This window comes from Xenorhabdus beddingii, from assembly GCF_002127545.1.
Taxonomy (GTDB): Bacteria; Pseudomonadota; Gammaproteobacteria; order Enterobacterales; family Enterobacteriaceae; genus Xenorhabdus; species Xenorhabdus beddingii.
On sequence record NZ_MUBK01000016.1, the window covers coordinates 15,850 to 41,154 of the forward strand.

Genomic DNA, 25,305 nt, shown 5'->3' on the forward strand with positions numbered 1-25,305 from the left:
ATTAACAGGGGAGGCACTATAACAAAAATTTATCGGAAAGCGTAATCATTGTAGAAAGCGATGGTTAAGGTATGGAAATATCAACATATTTGTACAGTCCATTAATGAATCCCTTTTTCATTAACATGGTAATAATTTCAATGATATCGGAAAAAGAGCTAAATCCCAACTTCAGTACCGATAATATATATTTGATGCAATATTGATACCTGACTATCATTAAATAACTGTGAATTAACTCCCTCATATCCAAACTTATCGGAATAATATATCGAATTGTGGTCTGGATAAGTAAAAGTATAAAGAAATCGTTCCATTTGCCGTTATATCGTTATATAGATAACAGGGCGTTGCACTATTATCTGTTTTTCGAATTAGCACGGGGCTAAAACTGAAAAAAAGATAATAATACCTGTAATGGAGGTTAACTGCTTATGTTACGAAAAATGACGACTTTTTTGTTTATGTCTTTATCTTATCCCGCAGTGGCTAATTCTCCATCAACCTCAATGCCGAATTCTGGAAATATTCATTTTCAAGGCGCTATTGTTGATCCTCCATGTCAATTTACTTTGGATGAAGAACGTACTTCTATGGTTTGCTGGTATAATGGTGAACGGCTAATTCAAGATAAAACCATTGAATATCAAGTTGATAGCAAGGATTTGTTATCTCTGAAAAAAAACATTGGAACAGAAGAAATAAGATGGGTGGGGGAAAACAAGCAGTTAGGCATCATGACGTTAACCTATCACTAAATGTTATAAATAATAACCATAATCATTATATTTGTTTTATTTAAACAATAAATATAACGACAAATTGTAAACTTTATTTGTGACTTAGTTCAAGTGATTATTTCTAATAACAATTTGGAAAGTACTTAATAAAAGTAATGTCTTTATTTTTAGCCAGAAATGTACCTTTGATATTTATCAATAAAAGATGTCAATATCGTATTTTTTTCATGTGAAATAGTTATTATGGAGAGGAAGGAATAAAAGATAGCTGCGTTTTAGTTAATGGATAAACGAAAGTGAGGTGACCATGCAAAATTATCTTAAATTGTTAATTAGCTGTTTGTTGGTTTCATGGCTTTCTTATGGGTATGCAGAATCTAAAGGAGGAGTTATCCAGTTTTCCGGCGCAATTGTTGACCCAGGGTGTCAAGTTGTCGTATCAAATGCTCAAGCCAATATCTCTTGCTATCGGTTAGGGAAAAACCACACCGTTAAGCACATCATTTCAACTCAGAAAACAACAGGTAATGTCATGCTTCCTGGTAACATCGGTGTTTCCAGTGTGAAGTGGACTGATAACCAAAAACGAGTGGCAATCGTTAATGTGGATTATTTCTAATTTAATAGGTGATGAGTTGCTCTTTTCATTGGATATTATTTCATAGAAAGAGCAACTCATATTTAAAAAGACAGGTTTAATCACAACGTCCCATATAACGACGCTCCACAATGTGAATGCGGATTTTTTCGCCTGAACTCAGGTATTCAGGAACTTGAACTGTCAGCCCTGTACTCATTTTAGCGGGTTTAGTACGAGCACTGGCTGATGCACCTTTAATGCCTGGTGATGTTTCTTCAATGACCATATCAACCGTTTGTGGTAATTCAAGAGCCAGTAATTGTCCCTCCATCGTTAGCACTTGCATTCCTGGTAAACCTTCTTCTGGAATGAATAGCAACTCTTCTTCGATTTGATCTTTTTTGAAGTGATAAGGCGTGAAATCTTCATCATCCATGAAAATATATTCATCACCATCAATGTAGGAAAAACTGACACCACGGCGAGTTAATGTGATGGCGTCAAGAATGTCATCACCTTTGAAACGCTCTTCCACTTTCTGACCAGTGCGAATATCAGTAAAACGCATTTTATACAAAGTGCTGGCTCCACGGGCGCTGGGGGACTGAATATCGATGTCTTTAACTAACAATAGTTTTCCATTGTGGCTGATTGCAGCACCGCGTTTAATTTCATTGGCTTTAGCCATAGATACCTTCCATAAGAACGGGGAAATAGTGGAATGAATATTTAAGTGGCGACAAAATTACTCGCAGTCAGTCTGTTAGGCAAGAGGTGAATGGATGCCCCCGTAAAAAATACGGGGGGCAAAAGGACGTGATTAACGGTAAGCAGGTAATAAATTAAACAAAGAGAGGATATGTGCTATTGCATTGATCAAACCAAACAGAATAACAAAGGCGATCAGGAAATTACCGCCAGGAGCCTGATAGCTGGCGGTTGGATAACGCTTGCGACTGGCTCGGGCCATTAATGCAGGGACAATCACCGCCCAAATGGTTGCTGCCAGACCGGCAAAACCAATTGCGTACAAGAAACCATTCGGGAAAATCAGTGCCAGCACAGTAGGGGGAACAAAGGTAATCAATGCGGTTTTAAAACGGCCTTTTCTACTGTCATCGAATTTAAAAAAGTCAGCCAGATAATCAAACAATCCCAGTGATACGCCCAAAAATGAACTTGCCAATGCCATATAGGAGAAAGCATTCAGAAGCTGGGCCACGGTTGCGTTGCTGGATGTATGATTCATCTGTTGCAGCAAGTTACCGATATTACCGCCATCTGCAATAATTTGTTTGAAGACCTCACGGGGAATATTTCCCTGAATCACATACTGCCACAAAATGTAGATGACTAATGTTGTCAATGTTCCGTATAACAAGCTGCGGGTCACCGCTTTACTGTCTTTGTGATAATACTTAATAAGCCCAGGAACGTTGCCGTGATAACCAAATGAAGCCAATAGGTAGGGCAGGGCGATTAAAGCGTAAGGCAAATAATTCGCTTCGGTATTGGCCTGATCAAATAAAATAGCGGGTTTGACTTCAGTAAACATCCCCCCGACAGACATGATAAAGGTGATTACCATACCGCCTATCAGGATAGTACTTAAACGGTCTACTGCTTTAGTGGACAACCAGACAATGAAGGCAACGATAAAGGCGAAAATCAGCCCAGCCACTGACTGTTTCATCGGAATAATATGTTCAATATTGAGTAAAATAATTGAGCTACCCGCTGAAACATAAGCATAGGTTAGGATATACAGAACAAATGTGATGGATAAATCGGTCAGAATGCTCCAGTGATTACCCAGCAAATCCTTGGCGACAGTATGGAAACTGGCGCCAACGGGATAATTCAGATTGGCTTCCAGAATCATCAGACTAGAAAAATACAGACATACACAGGTGTACACCAGCAAAATTATTGATCCTGCAAACCAGACACCAGAGGTGACAATGGGAATGGAAAACATACCTGCACCGATAGCAGTACCGGCAATGATCATTGCGCCACCTAATATGGAGGGGCGTTTTAAATTTTGCGTTACCTCAATGGTCATATAGACTCCTGATAAATGGTGTTACCTTGTACTAGCACGAAGATACATGAATGAATAATATGTGTAAACAAATATTTATGGAAGACAAATAGTTATGGAAGAAAGAGAGTTAAATGGCTTTTGTCGCATTTTGTAGACAAAGATAGGCAGGTTATTTGGATGAACCCACCTTTAAGGGATATTAAGTTTCTGAATAGAACTGCGCCTTTTGCCAGAGTTCGATGGCATTGCGGCTGGCTTCAAAATGAGGTTCGGGAAGATGGTTAGGGTCGCACCAAATAAGTTGTTCGCATTTATCTGGCTCCATTAATTTGGGTTCACCTCCGGTATAGTGTGCCAGCAAACAGACTGAAACGGTGTGTTTTCCTTCTTCGTGATAAGTTTCGAGATTATTGCAAATGCCATAGACTTTGGGGTCTTGGATTGTGAGGCCAATTTCTTCCTGAATTTCACGCATGGCGCATTCTTCGAAAGTTTCACCGGGATCAACATGTCCGCCAAAAATTGACCAATACGGAGCATGTTTGCTGGTACGTTTTCCCAATAGAACTTCACCCTTGGCGTTAACGATAATAACACCCACTCCGACAACCACTGACACGGGATAAATTCCTCCAGATTGAACATTTACCAACTGAATGACTTAGTCACCTATTTTCACTTTTAAACTGGAGTAACACAATGATCAATCAGGGCGTAATTTTAACTGAAACGATTCAATTTTGATGATATAAATATATAGATAAATCTTAATGTTACTTATGACTGTTTATTCAGGAGACATCGGGCAAGATGAGCCGCCGAGTTGCCACAATTACCTTAAATCCAGCTTATGATTTAGTTGGTTTATGCCCAGATATTATTAAGGGAACCGTTAACCGTGTACAGACCGCAGGACTGAATGCGGCTGGTAAAGGAAACAATGTTGCGAAGGTACTGCGTGACTTAGGCATTGATGTGACTGTCAGCGGTTTTCTGGGGCGGGATAATCAGGAAGGATTTCAGCAGTTTTTCAGTGAAAATACTATGGCAAATCGCTTCCATTTAGTATCAGGTCGAACGCGCATCAATGTAAAACTGACAGAAAAACAGGGTGAAGTGACGGATTTTAACTTTTCCGGTTTCCATGTGACACAAGAAGAATGGCGTCAATTTGTCAGTGATTCCCTCACATGGTTGGGGCAGTTTGACATGGTGGTTGTCAGCGGCAGTTTGCCTGAGGGGGTTGCGCCAGAGTTATTCGCAGATTGGATGATGCAATTACGGCAGTGTTGCCCTTGTGTTATTTTTGACAGTAGCCGTGAAGCGTTCGTTGCTGGCCTCAAGGCATCGCCATGGCTGGTGAAACCTAATCGCCATGAATTGGAAATTTGGGCTGGCAGACCCCTGCCGGATTTGGACAGTGTGATTGATGCTGCCCATAAATTGCGCGACAAAGGGATCGCCCATGTGGTCATTTCATTGGGGGAGCAGGGGGCGCTATGGGCTAATGCCTCGGGTGCATGGCTGGCAAAACCGCCACATTGTGAGGTTGTCAGCACTGTTGGGGCAGGGGATTCCATGGTTGGTGGATTGGTTTATGGTTTGTTGATGCGTGAATCGAGTGAACATACGTTGCGTCTGGCAACCGCAGTTTCCGCACTTACGGTCAGCCAGTCGAACGTTGGGATCAGAAGTCGCACTGAACTTGCATCAATGATGTCAAGGATCGAACTGACTTCGGTCAGATAATCAATTTTGTTGAGATTTCAGCCAGGCAATTTCTTGATCCCAAATATCTGGGTTGATCGTTTCAAGTATTAAGGGAATGCCATTGAAGCGATCATCTTTCATGATATAACTGAAAGGCGTTTTGCCGATATTACCTTCGCCAAGGCTGTGGTGTCGGTCAACACGACTGGAAAATTCACTCTTGGCATCGTTCAGGTGCATGGCTTTAAGATACGTGAATCCAACGACGTCATCGAATGCTTTGAACGTTTTATCGCAATCTTTTTCAGTGCGTAAATCATAACCTGCGGCGAAAGCGTGGCAGGTATCAATGCAGACACCCACACGGGTTTTGTCTTCGACACCATCAATAATCGCAGCGAGTTGTTCAAACTTAAAACCCAGGTTGGTTCCCTGCCCGGCGGTATTTTCGATGACGGCAATAACACCTTGTGTTTTATCCAAAGTGATATTAATGGATTCCGCAATACGAGCGAGACACTGATCAATATCGATTTTGTTGAGATGACTGCCCGGATGGAAATTAAGCAGACTGATGCCTAACTGCTCACAGCGTTGCATTTCATCAAGGAATGCTGCGCGGGATTTCTCCAGTGCTTCAGTTTCAGGATGGCCAAGATTAATCAAATAGCTGTCATGGGGAAGGATTTGTTGGCTGTCATAGCCATAACGTTCACAATTTTCCTTAAATTGATCAATGATATTTGCCGCTAACGGTGGGGCGTGCCACTGGCGCTGATTTTTCGTGAACAGGGCAAAGGCCGTTGCTTTTAATTCATGGGCACGGATCACCGCCTGATCGACACCACCCGCCGCGCTCACATGGGCTCCAACAAATTTCATATACTTTTCTCCTGTTTTTTTCATCATTATGGCATTGTTCGCCCCGTTGATAAAATTTTGCCGGAAAGCGTCCGTTTCCCTGAAATAGTGAGTCTAATTGGGCACCCCCATCCTGTTTCATTTTGGACTAACTCAATAAATTCTGAATACCTTGATTAATCATCAACCCTCCCACCATTAACCAGATAAACAAAATTAATGCCAATAAAATGGGTTTGATCCCTGCCTGACGAATGGCGCTGACATGAGTGGTTAAGCCCAATGCAACCATTGCCATCGCCAGCATGATGGTATCCGTGGCAATGATATAGTTAACAACGGACTGCGGTAATAAATGAAAAGAATTGAAACCCGCCGTTGCAATAAAAAACACCGCAAACCAGGGAATGGTGATTGGGAATTTTTTCTGCCCGGTATTACAATTCGGTGCTTCTATGCGGTTGAGATAGCAGGAAAGCAGCAACAAGAAAGGTGCCAGCAGCATAACACGGATCATTTTGCTGATAACGGCCGCATTTTCAGCATCGTCTCCCAATGTATGCCCAATCGCAACCACTTGGGCCACTTCATGAACCGTTGACCCAGAGAAGATACCAAATGCTTCTTGAGAGAGGTTAACCCACTGGTAATGAACATTGAGTTGGTAAAACCACGGATAGATAAAGATGGCGAGTGTGCCAAAAATGACCACGGTAGAGACCGCTACAGTGACTTTGCTGGCAGACGCTTTCACCACGGGTTCTGTTGCCATAACTGCCGCCGCTCCACAAATGCTGCTTCCGGCACCAATCAGAATGACAGTTTGGCGATCCAGTTGGAAAAACTTGCGTCCAACCCATAAAGCGATAAAAAAAGTTGAAGAAAGCATGATGACATCAATCAGTATTCCAGCCGCACCTACATCGGTGATTTGTTGAAATGTTAATCGAAACCCGTAAAGGATGATGCCAGCCCGCAGGAGATAGTGTTTGGAAAAATGGATGCCGCTATCGCAGGTGGATTTTAAGAACGGATACACGGTGTTGCCGATACCCATCCCCAAGAGAATCGCAAGGGTCAGGACGCCTAACCCCATGTTGATAAACCACGGAATACGGCCGATATAAATAGCGAACGCAGTCAGGGTTGCGGTTAATATCAATCCGGGAATGAATTTTATGACAGTATTTGGGTGAGGCTTTTTGCGATTACTGCATTGGTTTTCAGACATTGCGACGACTCTATATCTTATGTGTTTTAAGAATATGTGTTTTAAGAATATATATTTTAGGAATAAGCATATAGCTAACACATAAATCAATAAAATTGATAATATCTATATCAATGACCATTAAAAATGGTTAATTAAGGGCGACTTTTGTTAAGTTGCCTAATACTGTCTAAAATCAAGACAACCTTTTAATTTTATTTTGCTTCCCGTGAGGCCATATGCGTATCACTCTGAGACAACTGGAGATTTTTGCAGAAGTTCTAAAAAGTGGTTCAACGACACAGGCTTCTCAGCAATTAGCGTTATCCCAATCTGCGGTCAGTGCTTCACTGACGGATCTGGAAGGGCAGTTGGGAGTACAGCTATTTGATAGAGTAGGAAAACGTCTGGTGACCAATGAACATGGGCGTTTGCTCTATCCTAAGGCGCTGGCATTGCTTGAGCAGGCCGGCGAAGTGGAACAGCTTTTCAAACTCGAATTGGGGGCATTACGGTTAGCGGCCAGTAGCACGATTGGCAATTATATGTTGCCTGAAATGCTGGCGAAATATCGTCGGGATTATCCTGACACCCCCTTGGAATTGCATATCGGCAATACAGAAGATGTCATAAAGGCAGTGGTGGAATTCCGGGTCGATTTGGGCTTGATTGAAGGTTTATGTCACGATCCTGAATTGATCACACAACCGTGGATGGAAGATGAGTTGATCATTTTCTCTTCGCCAGACAGTCTGCTGTTGCAACGCGATTTGACTGTTGAGGATCTGATTACCGCACCTTGGATATTGAGGGAAAAAGGTTCAGGAACCCGAGAAGTGTTAGATCATCTTTTGTTCTCTCAAATGCCTCGATTCAATATCGCGATGGAATTAGGCAACTCAGAAGCCATTAAACATGCGGTTCAATATGGCATGGGGATCAGTTGCCTTTCACGGAAAGTCGTCCAAGAGCAACTAAAAAATGGGACATTGGCTGAACTGGTGATCCCGGGGCTGAGTCTCAATCGTCACCTGTACTTGATTTATCATCGTCAGAAACACATGTCCAATGCGTTACAGAAGTTACTGAGTTATTGTCACTAATGCTAAGTACATAATCGTGTAGCTTATAATGGGTTATGAATTATGAAGGTATCTTATAACCACGAATCGCCGCTATTCTGGAGACGAAGATTTGTTACAATTCCGCATTAAAGTTATTTTTAATGATATAGGAATAGAATGTCTCAAGAACAATGTACGCCACGGGATCAGGCTCCAAGAAACCTGCGCCGCGAATTAAAAGCACGACATATGGCAATGATTGCCATCGGTGGATCAATTGGTACAGGGTTATTTGTTGCTTCAGGCGCAACGATTTCTCAGGCAGGTCCTGCTGGAGCCTTACTTTCCTATGCGTTAATTGGTCTGATGGTCTATTTCCTGATGACCAGCTTGGGTGAATTGGCCGCGTACATGCCGGTTTCAGGATCATTTTCAACCTATGGCTCCAAATATGTGGATGAAGGTTTTGGTTTCGCACTGGGATGGAACTACTGGTACAACTGGGCGGTAACGATTGCCGTTGACCTTGTTGCTGCGCAATTGGTGATGGGGTACTGGTTCAATGATGTTCCTGGCTGGGTATGGAGTGCATTGTTTCTTGGCGTGATTTTTCTGTTGAATTTCATCTCCGTTAAAGGTTTTGGTGAAGCAGAATATTGGTTCTCCCTGATTAAAGTCTCTACGGTTATTGTTTTCATCGTGGTCGGTATTCTCATGATCGTCGGCATCATGAAAGGTGCTGAAGGCGCAGGCTGGCATAATTGGACCATTGATGATGCGCCATTTGCGGGCGGTTTTGCCGCTATGATTGGGGTGGCAATGATTGTCGGCTTCTCTTTTCAGGGCACAGAATTAATTGGGATCACCGCAGGGGAATCTAAAGATCCGGCAAAAAACATCCCTCGTGCTGTTCGTAAGGTATTCTGGCGTATCTTATTGTTCTATGTGTTTGCCATTTTGATTATCAGCTTAATCATTCCTTATACTGATCCGAGCTTATTGCGTAATGGGGTGAAAGATATCAGCGTTAGCCCGTTCACGTTAGTCTTTCAAAATGCCGGATTGCTGTCAGCCGCTGCCGTCATGAATGCGGTGATATTAACCGCTGTGCTTTCGGCGGGAAATTCAGGAATGTATGCTTCTACCCGAATGCTATTCACCCTGGCGAGGGAAGGGAAGGCACCGAAAATTTTTGGTCATTTGTCGCAAGGGGGGGTTCCCCGTAATGCGCTTTATGTCACAACGGTGGTCGCGGGATTGTGCTTCCTCAGTTCTATGTTTGGCAACCAAACCGTCTACCTGTGGTTATTGAATACTTCCGGGATGACGGGATTTATCGCCTGGTTAGGTATTGCAATCAGCCATTATCGTTTCCGGAAAGGCTATGTTGCACGCGGACTGGATTTGAATGATTTGCCATACCGCTCCGGTTTCTTCCCTATCGGGCCGATTTTTGCTTTTGTTTTATGTCTGGCGATCACTTTGGGGCAGAACTATCAGGCGTTCCTGCAAGATAAGATTGATTGGTATGGCGTTGTTGCAACTTACATTGGCATTCCGTTATTTCTCATCATTTGGTTTGGCTACAAATGGAAAAGGAAAACTCGCTTTGTTAAATACAGTGAGATGGAATTTCCCGCATTTAAAGACGCCAACCAAGAGTAATTTGTTAATAACTATATAATTAATTGATATTTATTAATTAAAATATTATTGCCATTATGTGGTAAAAAACTGTCTGTTCTGTGATGGAATTGGCAGTTTTTATTTTTCAGGAGGTTATGGGGAAAATAGAGACTGTAAATTTAGGGCATACTGAATCAATCGCATTGATAAGTATTCTTATTTGCTTTATTGTTAGCGGCACAATTGTTGTATGAAGAGGCTAACTAAAGTGAAGTTTGTATTTCGAGCAGTCGTGAAAAGTATGAGTGTCGGTCTGATGGCAGGCTCCGCCATGATGGCAAGTTTTTCATCTTGGGCTGAAACAGTCACTGATGTTGCTGGACGTACTGTGGAAGTGCCTGAAAAAGTCAACCGGATCTTATTGGGCGAAGGTCGTCTATTCCATTCTATTGCACTGTTAGAAGGCGATAAACCTCTGGCCCGTATTGCTGGCTGGCAAGGTGACTTCCGCAAACTAGACCCACAAACTTACTCCGTCTATAAAGCTAAATTCCCTGAAATCGACAATATTCCCCTGATTGGCAATACCAGTGAAGACAGCGTCAGTTCCGAGAAAGTACTGACACTGAATCCTGATGTTGCTATCTTCGGCCTGTCCGGACATGGTCCCGGAAAAAACAGTGAACTGGTAAAACAGTTGGAACGAGCGGGTATTCCGGTTGTTTTTGTCGATTTCCGCAACGACCCTTTGCATAACACCTTACCGAGCATCCGTATGCTGGGCAAAGTTCTGCACCGCGAAGAGCAAGCAAATGCTTACGCTGATTTTTATGAAAAAAATCAGAAGCGGGTGACGGATATTACTGACCGTATACCGGAGAACCAGAAACCCTCTGTATTTATTGAGCTGTTAGCGGGTTTCAGAGAAGATTGCTGTGGTACGGCGGGTAACGGCAATATGGGGAACTTCATTGACCTGGCTGGCGGTAAAAACATCGCGAAAAATGTACTGCCATCCCCATTGGGAACCATGAATCTGGAAAAAGTGATTGCTGAAGATCCTTATATCTATATTGCCAGTGGTGCACAAGATCCGGGTGATAAAGACGCAGGGGTTCAAATGGGCGCCAAAACTTCCGTGGATGTCGCTCGTGCCGGCTTGAAAACCGTGACTGAACGCAGTGGCATCAACACCTTAACTGCTGTGAAAGAAGGCCGTAGCCATGCTATCTGGCATCATTACTACAACTCGCCTTATAACGTTGTTGTGACACAAGTTTTTGCCAAATGGTTCTATCCTGAAAAATTTGCTGACTTAGATCCACAACAAACATTAAAAGAACTTCACAATAAATTCTTGGCTGTTGAACCAGCAGGTACGTATTGGGTTAGTGAGAAATAAGCAGTAACAGGTAATAAAAATGAGCGTCACTACTGAACCTATGCCAACAGCAAAACAGCCATTGAATGAGTGCGATATCAAAGCACATTATCGTCATATCCTGCGCCGACGTATTGCATGGATATTGTTTATCGTTTTGGTGATTGGTGCCTCTGTTGTACTGGATTTTACCATGGGACCATCAGGGTTATCGCTGCAAACCCTCTGGCAAACACTCGTTTCACCAGAAAGCGTTAATGCAGCGACAAGGGTGATTGTTTGGGATATTCGATTACCCTATGCTTTGATGGCGGTAGTGATTGGCCTGTCCCTTGGACTGGCTGGTGCTGAAATGCAAACAGTCCTGAATAACCCATTAGCCAGCCCATTTACTTTGGGGCTTTCCGATGCCGCATCTTTTGGTGCGGCATTGGCTATTGTGCTTGGGATAGGCATTTCCGGAATACCGGATCAGTGGTTCATCTCTGCGAATGCTTTTCTTTTTGCATTGCTGGCGGCCTTGATGCTTGATGGCATCACTCGTTGGACAAGGGTGGCGACCTCTGGTGTGGTATTGTTCGGCATTGCGATGGTATTTTCCTTCAGGGCGCTGGTTTCCATGATGCAATTTATCGCCACCGAAGACACCTTACAGGGACTGGTCTTCTGGACGATGGGGAGTCTTGGCAGAGCGACATGGGAAAAACTGGGCATCATGATGTTAGTTTTTGCCGTGATTATGCCGATCTCAATGAGTAACTCTTGGAAACTGACGGCGTTGCGGTTGGGAGAAGATCGTGCCAGCAGCTTTGGGATCAATATCCGCCGCCTTCGTTTGGGAACCTTATTGCGTATCAGTATCCTGACTGCGTTAGCCGTTGCGTTTGTCGGTCCTATTGCGTTTATTGGTCTGGTGGCCCCCCATATCGCCAGAATGATGTTTGGCGAAGATCACCGTTTCTTCCTGCCGGCAAGTGCGCTGATTGGCGCATTAGTTTTGTCAATGGCCTCCATTGCTTCTAAGAATTTGATCCCGGGAGTCATCATTCCGGTGGGGATCGTGACATCGTTAGTCGGTGTCCCCTTCTTCCTTAGCATAGTCTTACGCCATAGGGGGAATGTATGAGTCAGGGACTAAAAATCAATCGTCTGACGACGGGGTATCCGAAGCATCCTGTCATTCAAAATTTGGATGTCAATACCCTGCCGCGTGGTCAAATCACGGTGTTATTGGGACCAAATGGCTGTGGAAAATCCACACTTCTGCGTTCGCTGGCTGGACTGAATAAAGCGAATGGGGAACTACTGCTGGATGGGCAGGATTTAATGCAGATGAATTTTGCCCAACGTGCTCAGAACGTGGTGTACCTGCCCCAATCGTTGCCGGCGGGTGTTCACCTTCACGTACTGGAATCTGTTATTGTTGCCCAACGGGCATCAGGTGGCATCAGTAATAGCCAGTGTGAAAGAGAAGTGATGGATCTGTTACGCCAGCTTGGTATTGATCATTTGGCACTCAGTTACCTGGATCAATTGTCGGGTGGTCAGAAACAGTTGGTTGGATTGGCTCAATCATTAATCCGACACCCGACTCTGTTATTACTGGATGAACCATTAAGTGCGCTGGATTTAAATTACCAGTATCACGTTATGGACTTAGTTGCCCGAGAAACACGCCGCCGTAATATTATTACCGTTGTTGTTGTCCATGATATCAATATTGCATTGCGTCATGGTGATCATGTATTAATGCTAAAGAAAGGTGAATTAATTTCTGAGGGGATACCTGAACAAGTTATAACGCCTGAGAGCTTGGCGGAAGTTTATGGTATTAAAGGCCGAATCGAGCGTTGTTCTCAGGGAGTACCACAAGTATTAATTGATGGTTTAGTGGCGAAATTGGCGAGTTAACATAAAAAAGATATTAAATATTTTTTTAAAATTTAAATCTAATTAATTTAATAACTATAGCACTAACAGGGATAAGTCATTATCCCTGTACTGTGGGTGTATGTCGATTATCCATATTAATTTAAATAACTCTACTCTATCTGTTGGAGAATCGGGAATGGTTGTTTTTGCAAAGAAAAAAATCGCAATAGGCATTATCACCGTTATTTCATCCAGTACTGTTTTGGCTGCTAACCATGATGAAGACAAAATCGTTGTAACGACGGCATCGGGTTTTCAGCAGAAAATTGAAGATGCACCGGCTTCTATTTCGGTTGTTAGCCGTGAACAGTTGGAAACTAAAGCCTACCGTGATGTGACAGATGCATTGAAAGATGTACCGGGTGTGGTTGTTACGGGGGGTGGTAGCAGCAGTGATATCAGTATCCGTGGTATGGCCTCCAAATATACCATGATCTTAGTTGATGGCAGACGTGTTGATACACGTAGCACTCGTCCGAATAGTGACGGTTCGGGAATTGAACAGGGATGGCTGCCACCGTTAGCCGCCATTGAACGTATTGAAATTGTGAGAGGGCCGATGTCTTCTCTCTATGGTTCTGATGCCATGGGCGGTGTCATTAATATGATTACCCGTAAAGCTCAAAAAGAATGGCATTTAAGTGTGGGTACAGATGCTACCCTGACTGAAAGTAAAAATTCCGGCAACAGTTACCAGAACAGTATTTATGCCGCAGGGCCGATCATTGAAGGACTGCTGGGATTGAGGGTAAATGGCCTCTATTCTCATCGTAATGAAGATAAATTCCTGGGCGGATTTAGAAAGCAGGAAATGCGCAACGGTGCGTTCGCTCTCTCTTTAACGCCAGATGAGAAAAATGCTTTTACGTTTGAAGCTGGCCGCTATGAGCAAGATCGTGATTCAACGATTGGTAAGACCCGAGACTGTGGGAAAAAATCGTGTGAAAATGATACCAGCCGTTATAAACGCAATAATTACGCGGTTACTCATCATGGTATTTATGATTTTGGTACGACGACTTCTTATATTCAAAGGGATGAAAGTCGTAATCCTGAACGTGAAATGACAAACAATGAGACGGTATTTAATAACCATACGACGTTTGTCTTCGACGATCACACAGTAAGCGTCGGTGGCCAGTATCGTTATGAAGATTTACGCGACAATGGCAATCAGTTACCTTCGGCTAAAGATGTTAATAAATTAACTCGCTGGAGTTGGGCCTTGGTTTTAGAAGACGAATGGCAAATGGGGAATGATTTTGCCCTCACTGGTGGCGTTCGGCTGGATAAAGACCAAAACTTCGGCATGCATTGGACACCTCGCCTCTATGGAGTATGGCACACTGACGAGCAATGGACGATTAAAGGTGGTGTTGCTACCGGTTACCGTTCGCCTGATTTAAGGCAGGTTGCCCCTAACTGGGGTCAAGTAACGGGTGGGAGTAAGAGTGACGGAATGATCTTGGGAAACCCAGCCCTTAAGCCAGAAAAAAGTCTTAATGAAGAAATCAGTATTATCTGGAATAATCAAGAAAACCTTAATATTGGTGTGACTATTTTTAATACTGATTTTAAAGATAAAATCACTGAAACTAAAGATTGTGATAAAGGCAGTGATAAACAAGATAAAAATCCTGATAATAAATGTCTATTCGATGGCAAGTATTATGACTTTATTAACAAACGGACAAATGTTGATAAAGCGAATATCCGGGGTATCGAAGGCACCATCAATTGGGATATTGTTGAAAACTTATCATTAGCGGCAAACTATACTTATACCGATTCTGAGCAAAAAAGTGGTAAGTTCAAAGGAGAAGCGTTAAATAAAATGCCAACACATATGGCGAATGCCACCCTGAATTGGCAGCCGCTATCCGAGTTGGATACCTGGACACGTATTAATTTCCGTGGTAAGACAAAAAGTTATCAGAGCCGTACTGGCATGAAAGATGGAACCCCTTCTTATACTTTTGTCGACTTAGGGGTAACTTATAATTTGGATAAAAACTTACGTGTGTCAGGTGGGGTGTATAACGTTTTTGATAAACGCGTAACTCAAGAAAGCCATGATGCAGTACTCGACGGCCGCCGTTACCATGTCGGCATCAATTATGATTTTTAATTAATCTTTCGCCTTCTTATTAATATTAGTTATTCTGCTTAACATTTAGGCATGATATAAAAACACCCCGACATCATAAAATTGATGATGGGGTGTTTTTTTGCTATTAAAATAATCACAATTAAATGGCAAATCGCTTACCTCTGTGCTAAAAACTTATCAGAGGCCGATCAACGGATATGATGGCGTTAAGTTCCAGTACTCACTCAGTAAGAGCCTATTCCATAAGGCTCTGTAGTGTCGTAAAAAATAATAAATTTTTAGTGTTATCACGCTTGCTATTTCTGGACTTGAAGTGCAGAATGCGTGCACTAAAAATAACTGATGTGTAAATATGCATCAGTTATTTTTTTTGCTTTGCGTTATTTTTTACAACACCAAGAGGCCGGACCCTGTTCCGGATCGATACTACTGACCATAAGCAACCATACTTGAAACCGGGTTGCTGTATTGAGGAATGCAAATATGGAGCAATTATTCTCTTTTGCGCTAGTGCCAATTGGCGCTCGTTGCTGCAATGATGACTATGGGGCATGGCCCTCTGTTAGTTCACTCTCCTCCAATTTTTCTTTCTTTTCTGTCTATAGACAGATGCGAAGTCTACCCAGTAACTATCGATTAAGTAGTTGTATCAGTACCCAGATCGAAGTTATGGGGGATTTCGCTCATGTCGCATAATACCACCACGACTACACTTGATTTTAACCAAACCAATGTTGACAATCGCGTTCAGCTGAGAAGAACATTGACTCTATTCCAAGTAGTCATGATGGGGCTTGCCTATATGCAGCCAATGACTATTTTTGATACGTTTGGTATTGTCTCTGGTTTGACCAGTGGGCATGTTGCGACATCTTACGCTATCGCATTGACCGCGATTTTATTTACGGCTTTGAGTTATGGAAAATTAGTAAAACGCTTTCCATCGGCGGGTTCTGCTTATACTTACGTACAAAAATCAATGAATCCCCACCTTGGATTTATGGTAGGTTGGTCGTCTTTATTAGATTATATGTTGATGCCGATGATCAATGTCTTACTGGCAAAGATTTATCTACAGGCTTTGTTCCCCGGCATTGATCCATGGATCTTTGTGGTCGTATTGACTGCACTTATGACCATCTTCAATCTGAGTGGCATCAATGTTGTTGCGAATATCAATAGCATCGTTGTGATTATTCAGATTGCGGTTATGGTGATACTCGTTGGGCTGATGATCCGTGGTGTTTATAATGGAGAAGGCGCAGGAACGTTACTGAGTATTCAGCCATTTACATCAGAAGAAGCCCAATTGATTCCGATGATCACTGGCGCGACGATACTTTGTTTCTCATTTCTTGGTTTTGATGGCATTAGTTCATTGTCGGAAGAAACACCAAATGCAGGTAAGGTTATCCCTAAAGCGATCTTCATGACCGCATTAATTGGCGGTGTTATCTTCATTGCGGTGTCTTATTTCTTACAACTCTATTTCCCAGATATTTCTCGGTTTAAAAATCCGGACGCTTCCCAGCCAGAAATTATGCTTTATGTGGCTGGTGCATTATTCCAGTATGTAATTCTTATATTTTCCAGTGTCACGGTCATGGCTTCTGGTATGGCGGCGCACGCGGGGGTATCTCGTCTGCTCTATGTCATGGGACGTGATGGTGTATTGCCTGAAAAAATATTTGGTTATGTTCACCCTAAATGGCGTACTCCCGCGATCAACGTCATATTGGTTGGCATTATCGCCTTATCAGCATGTTGGCTGGAGCTGGTGACTGCGACGGCCCTGATTAATTTCGGTGCGTTGGTTGCATTTACGTTCGTTAACTTGTCGGTGATCTCTCAATTCTATATTCGTGAACGTCGCAATAATACATTGAAAGATACATTGAATTTCTTGATCTTACCTCTTCTTGGTGCTGCGACAGTCGGGGTTTTGTGGGTGAATTTAGAAGCTAATTCTATGGAGTTGGGTTTGACTTGGGGAGGCGTTGGTCTTCTTTACATGTTTTTCCTGACCCGTGGCTTCCGTCAATCAATGCCGCAGTTCAGTGAATCGCAAACGTAACGGAATAGTCAAGATAGACTTCAGGTTGCTGTTAATACCACAGTTATCTGAAAGATAAGGGTATACAGATACTTTTTTTGCAACAGCACCTTCGGGTGCTGTTTTTGTTTAAGCAGAAATAGCACGAAGAAAAAAGTCGCCGTTATATGAAAAACATGAAGACACAGTAAATGCTTAATAAATTTCAAACTGAAACGTGGATGAGAAATCAACAAACTACACTAGAAAAGGTATAATAGATAATAATTTCGCCATGCCTGATTTCATCAAGAACCTGTTTATCTGGCTCTGCAAGGTAAGAGAACGATTATGAATGATGTTAAAAGCCCTCAAAACCAGCAACTAATTGCTGTTCTTACCCATATCGTTGGTTCCTCACATATCCTCACTGAACCTGGAAAAACGGAACGTTACCGTAAAGGTTTTCGTTCTGGACAAGGCAGTGCCCTTGCGGTTGTATTTCCGGGATCATTATTGGAGCAGTGGAAAGTCTTTAAAGCCTGTGTTGATGCTGACAAAATTATTTTGATGCAGGCAGCCAATACGGGGTTAACGGAAGGATCTACCCCGAATGGCGATAACTATGACCGTGATATCGTTATCATCAGCACTCTACGGATGGATAAAATCCAGATCCTTCAATCAACCCATCAGGTTATCGCTTTTCCCGGTAGTACACTGTGGCACCTGGAAAAAGTACTGAAACCATGGGGGCGCGAACCTCATTCAGTGATTGGTTCATCCTGTATTGGTGCATCCGTGATTGGGGGGATTTGCAATAACTCAGGGGGATCTTTGGTTCAGCGTGGGCCCGCTTATACAGAAATGGCACTATATGGCCGGGTCAATGAAAAAGGCGAAGCTGAACTTATTAACCATCTGGGAATATCTTTGGGGGATCAACCTGAAGATATGCTGACGTGTCTGGAAGAGCAGCGTTATCGTACCGACGATATTGAACATACCGAACGGGTTGCTTCTGATCATGAATATTCGCAGCGCGTCAGAGATGTTGATGCAGAAACGCCATCACGTTTTAATGCGGATGAACGCAGGCTGTTTGAAGCCTCTGGCTGTGCGGGAAAATTGGTTGTTTTTGCGGTGCGCCTTGATACTTTTCCGGCAGAAACCTCTTCGCAGGTTTTCTATATTGGCACGAATCAACCTGATGTGTTGACGGAATTACGTCGTCATATTCTATCGAATTTCCAGCACTTGCCGGTTGCCGGGGAATACATGCACCGGGATGTTTTTGATATTGCACAAGTGTACGGGAAAGATACTTTCGTTATGATTGATAAACTGGGCACAGATAAAATGCCCCTGTTTTTCAGTTTGAAAGGGCGGATGGATGCCATATTGGGTAAAGTGCCCTTTTTGCCACCTCATTTAACCGACCGTGTCATGCAGGGATTGAGCCGTTTATTACCTTCTCATTTACCTGCTCGCCTGAAAGAATACCGGGATCGTTTTGAACACCACTTAATGTTGAAAATGTCGGGTGAAGGCATCAAAGAAGCCAGTGAGTGGCTGGAAAGTTATTTTAAGCAGGCTGATGGGGCGTATTTTTCCTGTACACCCGAAGAGGGAGCGAAAGCATTTTTACACCGTTTTGCTGCCGCAGGAGCGGCGATTCGTTATCAAGCTGTTCACAGTAATGAGGTGGAAGATATTCTGGCGTTGGATATTGCTTTGCGACGCAATGATCGTGAATGGTTTGAAACTTTACCGGCCGAAATCAATGAAGCGTTAGTGCATCGGCTGTATTACGGTCATTTTATGTGCCATGTATTCCATCAGGACTATATTGTTAAAAAAGGCACAGATGTTCACGCATTGAAAACAAAAATGCTGGAAATTTTGAACCAGCGCGGAGCGGAATATCCTGCCGAGCATAATGTGGGTCACTTATATCAAGCTAAACCACAGCTTAAGCATTTCTATCAAATCACTGATCCAACCAATACGTTAAATCCGGGAATTGGTAAAACCTCCAAGTTGAAGAATTGGGGCGGAGAATGTGGTTGTCAACCTGTTGGGCATCAACATGATTAGCTTGCTCTCATGATGTGAAGTAAAAATAGAAAAAGACAAAACCCCAGTGTTTGTCTTTTTCTTTTTTATTGGGAATGAAATTTATATGGGTATAGAGCTGATATGGGAATAGCACTGATATGAAAGTTTTATCCTGCTATCTGGATCGCATAATCAACCAATGCTTTTAACTGGCGGCATTTTTCTTCATCAGACTGATATTCAACAAAAAGTGCTTCAATAGTTGCAAGATATTGGCTGATGTTTTCCGGTGTTAACGTATCCCGACGGTGACGCAACCAGCGCTGTTGCTCGTCATAATCCAGCGTTGCCGGATAGTTTCTCGCACGATAGCGGAATAACAGTGGCTTAATGCGTGTATCTTGGAATGTTAAATCCAAGGCAGGCAAGTTCTGAGGGGACGTTTCCCTGATAATTTCCATAGCCGTTTTATCAGCATCACTGAAAAAAGCGCCATAGAGTTTAGTATCGACGTTATCAGATTCTGGAAATTCTTCCGAATGAGAAAACAGTTCAACAACTTTCTCTCTGATTTGCGGATGATTGCGTAAAATAGCCAAATTTTGCTCGCATTGGCTGCGATCTAATCCTACTCGCTCTGCATCTTTTGGTCGCAAAGTATTCTCTGGAGCAATGATTGGGCACTTATTAATATGCACCAATTTAATGGGCACGGGACTTTGGTCTGGTTGCAATTCATCCCGTCGGGTATACAAGCGTTCGCGTAACTCATTGGCGCTGAGTTGCAAAAGCGGAGAGACATCACCTGCCAGATCGCACATGATAACCGCATTACGATTACTCGGATGCCATGCCAAGGGAGCGATAAGGCTAATATTACTGCGCAGAGTCCCAAACATGCCCGATACATGAACCAGAGGTTTCATTTGTGGGATATCAATCTGATGGCTGATTTTCTGTTTGTTTCTTAATTGGAAAAAGTAATCGAACAGTTTAGGTTGAGCTTTTTTCACCAGCTTTGCCATTGCGATAGTGGCATAAACATCGGACATCGCATCATGGGCTTGAGTATGTTCAACGCCGTTGGCTTGTGTCAGGTGTTCCAGCTTGAAGCTGGGTAATCCATCATCGTTTTCTGGCCAGACGATACCTTCTGGTCGCAGGGCATAACAGGCACGTAATACATCAAGCAGATCCCAGCGGGAATTGCCTTTTTGCCAACTATAAGCGTAAGGGTCGTAAAAATTACGATAAAAAATGTTACGGCTGACTTCGTCATCAAAGCGAATATTATTGTATCCAAGAATACAGGTCTTGGGCTTGCTGAACGCGGCATGGATTTGGCGAGCGAATTCGGCTTCATTGACCCCTTTTTTCAGGGCCAACTGTGGTGTAATTCCAGTGATCATAACCGCTTCAGGATCAGGAAGATAATCATCAGCGGGGGTACAATACACCACTAAAGGTTCTTCAATGATATTGAAATCACTGTCGGTGCGAACGCCGGCAAATTGAGCAGGGCGATCTAGGGCAGGGTGTTTACCAAAAGTCTCATAATCATGGAAGTAGAAACTTTGTTCTTCTTGACGGGTGTTCAAAGTTGAATAATCTCCATTTAATTTATTATTTGGTATAGATGATTAAGCATACCCGCGCCGTTGGCAAACGATATTTCTCTTCGTATATCAAAAAGCACACTCGCCGATTATCGGGTGACGCATGCTTTAACCAAACAGGTGTGCTTTTTGATATGAGGGAATGAGGAAATAGTTGGATGCCCTGTCAGTTTGATGCCTCTATTTGGTAAGAGAGAGGAGTGCATATGCATGGATATTCGCAGCATCTGGGTTAAGGTGTACAAATCCCCTATCGAGAAAACGTAAGTCTATGTCACTGTTATCCCATACCATTGAATCAATACAATCATCTTTTAAAAGATCAGGGACATAATATGTCGTACCTTTCAATGGGGGCTTTCTTTCAGGTACAGGTACATCCCATTCTCCAATGCGAAGAATTTGTGGATTGGGTTTTAGCCTGAACTCCAATGTAGGGATAAAAGATAAATTTTTGGTGCAGTTTTGCCAACCTTCGGTAGCATTTCTGCGGTATTGAAACCAGCGCCACGGTTCATCGTGTTCGATTGCGAGTTTTGCGTATTCCTTAATTAAAGTGGCGTGTGGATGCGGATAAGCCGCTACTACAGTGTCGGAGTGAACAAAGACACCATTAATTTGATACTTACCGTTATTTTGTTCTGTAAGTTTATAAATCTTATTTTTAACTAAATTGTTCTGGGGATCATCTTTCCCGATATATTTGGCGTACATGTTTATTCCTCGGCCTTTGCAATGTTCAATTCATTACAGTTCACTCGGAAATGAGCTGGAGTTAGTCAGATGTAATCGTTCAAGTTTTACCTTCTGCCGAACTGTGTTTCTCCAATGTATTCAGGTCAGTTTTAAAATTTCCTAACTTTTCCCAACTTTTCCCATTGTGTGCAATATTACCTAAGGTTTTGGCAAGATTTATTAAACCGATTTTGGATTTTATGATGGGATCGTTAGTGTGGGGCTGTGAACTCTAAGGAGGCAGAATGATGATAGAAATTACAGAAGTATTCCCAACCCCGCAAGAATATATCATATTACGTGAGCAGGCTGGTTTGTCTGCAAAACCATTATGGACAAGATTGATACTGGGTTGGATGCGCGCTCTTATGTTTCCATGATTGCAGATAAACCTAGATCCTATGAAACCGGGTTATCCGATCGTGCCAAGTGCTCAAGGTATGTATCGTCGTTTGAAACCCTTGCGCCAAATCAAACGAGATATAAGGATAACCGAATGAGCTGTTTACTTTGTCATGATCTCTGTATTCGTAGTCCCAAAAATAGCTCATATCAATAAATTGTCGAAACTGACTTGTCTATACGTTGCTTGAAATTGTATTGTGTAGCCAGCATAAGAAATTATCAGTCTGATTAAAAAGGTGTAAAAAATGGACAACACAAATAAACCAACATTCCACAATGTACTGGAGTTTGTGCGTATATTCCGTCGCAAAAACAAATTACAGCGTGAGATCGTAGATAACGAGAAAAAGGTTCGAGATAACCAAAAGCGCGTGTTACTACTCGATAACCTGAGTGACTACATTAAGCCGGGAATGTCGGTTGAAGATATTCAAGGGATTATTGCTCATATGCGCAGCGATTATGAAGAACGTGTTGATGAATATATCATCAAAAATGCCGAACTCTCTAAAGAACGCCGTGAGCTATCTAAAAAACTTAAAGCTATGGATGGTGGAATCAAGTAAGTTTTGGTTGTTCAGCGTTGAACGTACAGTTAACCACGCCATTGGCGTGGTTAACTTTTTTCGCTTCTCTTGTAACCCGCTATTTTGTGATAAAAATCTTGAACTATTCAGAGTAGTCATTATGTTTACAGTAGCTTCCCTTAAATGGGGTTTATTTGTACATTTATGGCTGCTATACTCAATATCTATACAAAAATACCCCTTAAAAAGGGTGTTACGGTAGAGATAATGAGATGGACAAAATCACAGCTATTAATAGACTAGATAAATTTAGTGAGAAAGGACGGTATGTCTTTCTTTTCCAAGACTTAGAAACCATCTTTTTTGACGAACTAACACGCACATTACGCAAATCTATTGAACGCTTGGTTAAAGCTGGATTGCTGGCACGCGTTGCGAGGGGAGTCTATATCTATAACCGGGCGACTAAAGATAGTTATCCTCTGGAAAATATCGCCAAAAATATTAGACGAGGCGAGTTTAACTATGTCAGCTTAGAGTCGTCCTTATCTCAATATGGGATCATCTCCCAAATCCCAATTGACCGTCTGACCATTATGTCTACAGGTAGGTCAGGGGAGTTTAAAACACCTTGGGGGGTTATTGAGGTGACACACACCAGTAGAGAACCCAGCGAAATTTTGAAAGGAACGATTGAGACCAGATCACCGTTGAGGATCGCTACAGCAGAAACAGCACTGCGTGACCTTAAGCGCGTGGGCAGGAATATGCATTTAGTCAGATATGAGGATCTCAATGATGCCTAAGCCGATTGATTTTAACGCGCTTGTCGATCAGGCAGTTATACAAGGCGAACTGGAAAATTTAAGACCCGTCGTAGAAAAAGAATTATTACATTATGACATTCTTTTTTGTCTATCTAAGGAAGGACTACTGAAGGGAATGACGTTTCAAGGAGGGACTTCATTACGGTTATGTTATAGCTCAAACCGTTTTAGCGAAGACCTTGATTTTGCAGGTGGCCGGGATTTTTGTTCCGCTGATTTAGCCAAGATGAAGGGCTGTATAGAGAAGTGCTTGGGGGAACGGTACGGCCTTGAAATCAAAGTAAAAGAACCAAAAGAATTACGAAAGGAACCCGAATATGCTGAGGTGAAAGTAGATAAATGGCAGATATCCGTTACCACGGCTCCAGAGCGAAAGGATCTGCCTAAGCAACGTATAAAAATTGAAATTACCAACATTCCTGCTTATACGAAGAACCCGCTTCCACTTGCACGAAACTATTCTGTTTTGCCCGATGGATACAATGACATTTTAGTCCCTGTAGAAACGCTAACAGAAATTATGGCCGACAAACTCATCTCATTCCCTGCTACCACATCTCGCATTCGATATCGTGACATGTGGGATCTGTTATGGCTAATTCAGGAGAAAGCTGAACTAAACACGGAACTCGTCAAAAAGAAAATTTCAGATTATCAGATCGATAACTTTGAAGATTTACTCCAGTCCAGAGTCGATTCTCTTGATGAAATTGTTTCTTCTGGTGGATTTCATAATGAGATGAAGCGATTTATACCAACACATGTTTATGAAAGAAGTATTGGTCAAGATGGGTTTTCATCATATTTGCTTACCACCCTTAAGCGGCTATTAAATTCGTTGAAAGATGAACTTTACGTAGCCGAAAATAGCAAAATTTCATTTAAACTTTAATCGATACCCCATAAACTGGAAAAACTATGATCCGGAAGACCACAGATTCAGTGAATGATCCCGACATGCCCAGTTTTTTTCATCATCTGGTTATGAACCGTATGTACGGTGGGGGGAATCAAACAGCAAGATTCGCCCCTATTCCGATTTTCATCCCATAAATCAGCCCCAATGAGGCTTTAGCTCTGGATCGACTAAGGCATAAATCTGATAGTAAGTTTGTTTATCTTCTGCCATTTGTGCCAATTGTTCTGCCACATTTTCCCGGCTTACCATGCCATGAACTTCTTCCTGATAACGTTGACAGTGACCAGTACCCGCCTGATCGGTAAGACCGCCAGGGCGAATGATAGTAAAAGCCAGCGTGCTGGTTTGCAGATAACTTTCTGCGAGTGACTTGTGCCTGACGGATTGCCCAAATAATGATTTGGCTCGGGGTGATAATGTATGCCAACTTTCTCCACATCCAATGGATGTTACCAATAACATACGTGAAATCTGAGCTTGCTCCAGTGCATCTATAATAGCCATATTTCCATAATGATCGGCATCTCCTCCTCCAATGGTTGAAAAGACAACCGGATTTTCCCCTGCTTGTGCAATCGCTTTTTCTATGTTCTCTTTGTTACAGGCATCGCCGTGTATGACGTTAACACCGGCTGCACTCAATTCTATCGCTTGTTGTGTGTTGCGGATTAATGCTGTGACAGGGCGGTTTTGTTTTAGAGCCAAAGTGACCAAATGGCGTCCAACGCCTTTTCCCGCACCAAAGATAAGCCAGGGTTTCATAGATGGAAAGTTCTCCATAAAATTCACTATATTAATGGGAATGATAACCAGTTAATTTTATTGAAATAAATGGTTTAAAGGAATTAAATTGATCTGGTTTTGTGGTATGAGGGTAAAAAAAGTGGCTCCTAACAAGCGGAGCCACATTGAGTTTTACAGAAAA

At 42.6% G+C, this 25,305-nt stretch carries 23 protein-coding genes; 15 read left to right on the forward strand and 8 right to left on the reverse strand.

The features are described 5' to 3' along the window. Positions 1 to 434 precede the first annotated feature (434 nt). Positions 435 to 758, forward strand: a complete 324-nt coding sequence (locus tag Xbed_RS10580; protein WP_086112894.1) for a type 1 fimbrial protein — start codon at positions 435 to 437, stop codon at positions 756 to 758. Positions 759 to 1,047: 289 nt separating this feature from the next. Then, positions 1,048 to 1,359 carry a hypothetical protein gene (locus Xbed_RS10585; protein WP_086112895.1) on the forward strand — a complete coding sequence of 104 codons (312 nt, stop codon included), beginning with the start codon at positions 1,048 to 1,050 and terminating at the stop codon, positions 1,357 to 1,359. 76 nt (positions 1,360 to 1,435) lie between these two features. On the opposite strand, the gene yeiP is transcribed toward Xbed_RS10585, so the two are convergent. From yeiP to Xbed_RS10600, 3 genes are all read right to left on the reverse strand, one after another. After that, on the reverse strand, positions 1,436 to 2,008 hold the full coding sequence (gene yeiP, locus Xbed_RS10590; RefSeq protein ID WP_086112896.1) for an elongation factor P-like protein YeiP: 573 nt from the start codon (positions 2,006 to 2,008) through the stop codon (positions 1,436 to 1,438). A gap of 132 nt (positions 2,009 to 2,140) precedes the next feature. Beyond that, a complete protein-coding gene (gene mtr, locus Xbed_RS10595; RefSeq protein ID WP_086112897.1) occupies positions 2,141 to 3,385 on the reverse strand; it encodes a tryptophan permease in 1,245 nt (414 codons plus the stop codon). 181 nt (positions 3,386 to 3,566) lie between these two features. Beyond that, the gene (locus tag Xbed_RS10600) at positions 3,567 to 3,986 is read right to left on the reverse strand and encodes a nucleotide triphosphate diphosphatase NUDT15 (RefSeq protein WP_086112898.1); all 420 of its coding nucleotides are present in this window, start codon (positions 3,984 to 3,986) and stop codon (positions 3,567 to 3,569) included. A 191-nt stretch (positions 3,987 to 4,177) separates the two neighbouring features. Between Xbed_RS10600 and fruK the strand changes: the two genes are divergently transcribed. Next, entirely contained in the window at positions 4,178 to 5,116 is a 939-nt protein-coding gene (gene fruK / locus Xbed_RS10605; RefSeq protein ID WP_086112899.1) for a 1-phosphofructokinase, read from the forward strand. Here fruK and nfo read toward each other — a convergent pair whose 3' ends face one another. Both nfo and Xbed_RS10615 read right to left on the reverse strand, forming a co-directional pair. Beyond that, positions 5,117 to 5,959: a deoxyribonuclease IV gene (gene nfo, locus Xbed_RS10610; RefSeq protein WP_086112900.1), complete on the reverse strand. Its 843-nt coding sequence runs from the start codon at positions 5,957 to 5,959 to the stop codon at positions 5,117 to 5,119. 127 nt (positions 5,960 to 6,086) lie between these two features. Then, complete coding sequence (locus tag Xbed_RS10615; protein WP_086112901.1) at positions 6,087 to 7,169, reverse strand: YeiH family protein; 1,083 nt, start codon at positions 7,167 to 7,169, stop codon at positions 6,087 to 6,089. A gap of 218 nt (positions 7,170 to 7,387) precedes the next feature. Here Xbed_RS10615 and yieE point away from each other — a divergent pair, with 218 nt between their 5' ends. The 8 genes from yieE (at position 7,388) to dld (ending at position 19,390) form a co-directional block, all read left to right on the forward strand. Continuing rightward, positions 7,388 to 8,251 carry a DNA-binding transcriptional regulator YeiE gene (gene yieE / locus Xbed_RS10620; protein WP_086112902.1) on the forward strand — a complete coding sequence of 288 codons (864 nt, stop codon included), beginning with the start codon at positions 7,388 to 7,390 and terminating at the stop codon, positions 8,249 to 8,251. 138 nt (positions 8,252 to 8,389) lie between these two features. Further along, complete coding sequence (locus Xbed_RS10625; RefSeq protein ID WP_086112903.1) at positions 8,390 to 9,877, forward strand: amino acid permease; 1,488 nt, start codon at positions 8,390 to 8,392, stop codon at positions 9,875 to 9,877. 262 nt (positions 9,878 to 10,139) lie between these two features. Further along, positions 10,140 to 11,240 (forward strand): ABC transporter substrate-binding protein, encoded by a 1,101-nt coding sequence (locus tag Xbed_RS10630; protein WP_425274951.1) that lies wholly within the window; start codon positions 10,140 to 10,142, stop codon positions 11,238 to 11,240. Between the two features lie 19 nt (positions 11,241 to 11,259). Beyond that, complete coding sequence (locus Xbed_RS10635) at positions 11,260 to 12,345, forward strand: FecCD family ABC transporter permease (protein ID WP_086112905.1); 1,086 nt, start codon at positions 11,260 to 11,262, stop codon at positions 12,343 to 12,345. Next, the gene (locus tag Xbed_RS10640) at positions 12,342 to 13,130 is read left to right on the forward strand and encodes an ABC transporter ATP-binding protein (protein ID WP_086112906.1); all 789 of its coding nucleotides are present in this window, start codon (positions 12,342 to 12,344) and stop codon (positions 13,128 to 13,130) included. Before Xbed_RS10635 ends, Xbed_RS10640 begins: the two co-directional genes overlap by 4 nt. Before the next feature lie 157 nt (positions 13,131 to 13,287). Continuing rightward, on the forward strand, positions 13,288 to 15,279 hold the full coding sequence (locus Xbed_RS10645; RefSeq protein WP_086112907.1) for a ligand-gated channel protein: 1,992 nt from the start codon (positions 13,288 to 13,290) through the stop codon (positions 15,277 to 15,279). A 667-nt stretch (positions 15,280 to 15,946) separates the two neighbouring features. Next, the gene (locus Xbed_RS10655; RefSeq protein WP_086112909.1) at positions 15,947 to 17,335 is read left to right on the forward strand and encodes an APC family permease; all 1,389 of its coding nucleotides are present in this window, start codon (positions 15,947 to 15,949) and stop codon (positions 17,333 to 17,335) included. Between the two features lie 309 nt (positions 17,336 to 17,644). Next, positions 17,645 to 19,390, forward strand: coding sequence for a D-lactate dehydrogenase (gene dld, locus Xbed_RS10660; protein ID WP_086112910.1), 1,746 nt, complete (start codon positions 17,645 to 17,647; stop codon positions 19,388 to 19,390). A 128-nt stretch (positions 19,391 to 19,518) separates the two neighbouring features. Here the strand turns inward: dld and sbcB are convergent, their stop codons facing one another. Together sbcB and Xbed_RS10670 are read right to left on the reverse strand one after the other, a co-directional pair. Beyond that, positions 19,519 to 20,949: an exodeoxyribonuclease I gene (gene sbcB, locus Xbed_RS10665; protein ID WP_086112911.1), complete on the reverse strand. Its 1,431-nt coding sequence runs from the start codon at positions 20,947 to 20,949 to the stop codon at positions 19,519 to 19,521. A gap of 198 nt (positions 20,950 to 21,147) precedes the next feature. After that, a complete protein-coding gene (locus tag Xbed_RS10670) occupies positions 21,148 to 21,681 on the reverse strand; it encodes a hypothetical protein (RefSeq protein ID WP_086112912.1) in 534 nt (177 codons plus the stop codon). Between the two features lie 266 nt (positions 21,682 to 21,947). On the opposite strand from Xbed_RS10670, the gene Xbed_RS20510 reads away from it, so the two are divergent. From Xbed_RS20510 to Xbed_RS10685, 4 genes are all read left to right on the forward strand, one after another. Continuing rightward, positions 21,948 to 22,082: a hypothetical protein gene (locus Xbed_RS20510; RefSeq protein WP_279625520.1), complete on the forward strand. Its 135-nt coding sequence runs from the start codon at positions 21,948 to 21,950 to the stop codon at positions 22,080 to 22,082. A gap of 270 nt (positions 22,083 to 22,352) precedes the next feature. After that, the gene (tmaR, locus tag Xbed_RS10675) at positions 22,353 to 22,673 is read left to right on the forward strand and encodes a PTS system regulator TmaR (protein WP_086112913.1); all 321 of its coding nucleotides are present in this window, start codon (positions 22,353 to 22,355) and stop codon (positions 22,671 to 22,673) included. A gap of 233 nt (positions 22,674 to 22,906) precedes the next feature. Further along, complete coding sequence (gene abiEi, locus Xbed_RS10680; protein WP_086112914.1) at positions 22,907 to 23,440, forward strand: type IV toxin-antitoxin system AbiEi family antitoxin; 534 nt, start codon at positions 22,907 to 22,909, stop codon at positions 23,438 to 23,440. Then, positions 23,433 to 24,353, forward strand: coding sequence for a nucleotidyl transferase AbiEii/AbiGii toxin family protein (locus Xbed_RS10685; protein WP_086112966.1), 921 nt, complete (start codon positions 23,433 to 23,435; stop codon positions 24,351 to 24,353). The genes abiEi and Xbed_RS10685 overlap by 8 nt, the downstream gene beginning before the upstream one ends. A 162-nt stretch (positions 24,354 to 24,515) precedes the next feature. Here the strand turns inward: Xbed_RS10685 and Xbed_RS10690 are convergent, their stop codons facing one another. Beyond that, entirely contained in the window at positions 24,516 to 25,142 is a 627-nt protein-coding gene (locus tag Xbed_RS10690) for an SDR family oxidoreductase (RefSeq protein WP_086112915.1), read from the reverse strand. Positions 25,143 to 25,305: the final 163 nt, after the last annotated feature.

Bases quoted from the DNA above. Each gene is read 5' to 3' on its own strand.
- Xbed_RS10580 (WP_086112894.1), top strand. From the start codon at position 435: ATGTTACGAAAAATGACGACTTTTTTGTTTATGTCTTTATCTTATCCC.
- Xbed_RS10585 (WP_086112895.1), top strand. From the start codon at position 1,048: ATGCAAAATTATCTTAAATTGTTAATTAGCTGTTTGTTGGTTTCATGG.
- yeiP (WP_086112896.1), bottom strand. From the start codon at position 2,008: ATGGCTAAAGCCAATGAAATTAAACGCGGTGCTGCAATCAGCCACAAT.
- mtr (WP_086112897.1), bottom strand. From the start codon at position 3,385: ATGACCATTGAGGTAACGCAAAATTTAAAACGCCCCTCCATATTAGGT.
- fruK (WP_086112899.1), top strand. From the start codon at position 4,178: ATGAGCCGCCGAGTTGCCACAATTACCTTAAATCCAGCTTATGATTTA.
- nfo (WP_086112900.1), bottom strand. From the start codon at position 5,959: ATGAAATTTGTTGGAGCCCATGTGAGCGCGGCGGGTGGTGTCGATCAG.
- Xbed_RS10615 (WP_086112901.1), bottom strand. From the start codon at position 7,169: ATGTCTGAAAACCAATGCAGTAATCGCAAAAAGCCTCACCCAAATACT.
- yieE (WP_086112902.1), top strand. From the start codon at position 7,388: ATGCGTATCACTCTGAGACAACTGGAGATTTTTGCAGAAGTTCTAAAA.
- Xbed_RS10625 (WP_086112903.1), top strand. From the start codon at position 8,390: ATGTCTCAAGAACAATGTACGCCACGGGATCAGGCTCCAAGAAACCTG.
- Xbed_RS10630 (WP_425274951.1), top strand. From the start codon at position 10,140: ATGAGTGTCGGTCTGATGGCAGGCTCCGCCATGATGGCAAGTTTTTCA.
- Xbed_RS10635 (WP_086112905.1), top strand. From the start codon at position 11,260: ATGAGCGTCACTACTGAACCTATGCCAACAGCAAAACAGCCATTGAAT.
- Xbed_RS10640 (WP_086112906.1), top strand. From the start codon at position 12,342: ATGAGTCAGGGACTAAAAATCAATCGTCTGACGACGGGGTATCCGAAG.
- Xbed_RS10645 (WP_086112907.1), top strand. From the start codon at position 13,288: ATGGTTGTTTTTGCAAAGAAAAAAATCGCAATAGGCATTATCACCGTT.
- Xbed_RS10655 (WP_086112909.1), top strand. From the start codon at position 15,947: ATGTCGCATAATACCACCACGACTACACTTGATTTTAACCAAACCAAT.
- dld (WP_086112910.1), top strand. From the start codon at position 17,645: ATGAATGATGTTAAAAGCCCTCAAAACCAGCAACTAATTGCTGTTCTT.
- Xbed_RS10670 (WP_086112912.1), bottom strand. From the start codon at position 21,681: ATGTACGCCAAATATATCGGGAAAGATGATCCCCAGAACAATTTAGTT.
- Xbed_RS20510 (WP_279625520.1), top strand. From the start codon at position 21,948: ATGATGATAGAAATTACAGAAGTATTCCCAACCCCGCAAGAATATATC.
- tmaR (WP_086112913.1), top strand. From the start codon at position 22,353: ATGGACAACACAAATAAACCAACATTCCACAATGTACTGGAGTTTGTG.
- abiEi (WP_086112914.1), top strand. From the start codon at position 22,907: ATGGACAAAATCACAGCTATTAATAGACTAGATAAATTTAGTGAGAAA.
- Xbed_RS10685 (WP_086112966.1), top strand. From the start codon at position 23,433: ATGCCTAAGCCGATTGATTTTAACGCGCTTGTCGATCAGGCAGTTATA.
- Xbed_RS10690 (WP_086112915.1), bottom strand. From the start codon at position 25,142: ATGAAACCCTGGCTTATCTTTGGTGCGGGAAAAGGCGTTGGACGCCAT.